Below are 624 nucleotides of genomic sequence, written 5' to 3' on the forward strand. Positions count from 1 at the left end.
AGCCGACCGACACGGATGTTGTAGACAAGCCCTATGTCGCAGAAGCCTTGCTTCGTCGGGGTCGCGGCTTTGCCCGCCACCGGGACGTGAACCTCGTGTACTCCTTCTCGGCGGATTCCACGCGTGCTCGTTCCTCAGCCCTCTTCGCGGGGATGTTGTAATCATAGGCCGATCCACGCTTGGCATGGCTGGTGGGTAATCCAGCGCGCAGTTCGATGCTCCGGAACTTGCGCGCCAGCAGGGCCGGCCTGGTCCAGATGTAGTCAGTGCTCTTGGTCAGCATATGCCAGATGATCATCGCCAGCTTCCGCGCCGTCGCGACTGCCGCGATGTGCTTGCCGCGTCGTGAAGCCACGCGCTGGAAGAATGCACGCAGCGGTCCCGGCGAACGGGCTACAGCCCATGCTGCTTCGACGAGCATTCCGCGAGCTTGGCCGCGGCCCTGCTTGGTGATCCTGCCATGGTAGGCGGAGCCCTCGCCAGACTGCCTTACGCTCGGGTTTAGCCCCAGGTAGCTCACCAGCCTGGTCGGATCGGCAAAGCGCCGAATGTCGCCGACGGCCGCGGCCACGCCCGAAGCCACCGTCATATCCACACCCGGGAGCGTCATCAGCCGCCGAATGA

General features: G+C 64.3%; 1 protein-coding gene. It reads right to left on the reverse strand.

Features of this window, described 5'->3' with window-relative positions; all coding sequences use genetic code 11:
• Nucleotides 1-31: 31 nt before the first annotated feature.
• Nucleotides 32-624 (reverse strand): transposase (locus tag CV770_RS41310; protein WP_146101488.1); only part of this gene is annotated, 593 nt, incomplete at its 5' end.

Origin of the sequence: Bradyrhizobium sp. AC87j1, assembly GCF_002936975.1 — a bacterium.
Lineage (GTDB): Bacteria > Pseudomonadota > Alphaproteobacteria > Rhizobiales > Xanthobacteraceae > Bradyrhizobium > Bradyrhizobium shewense.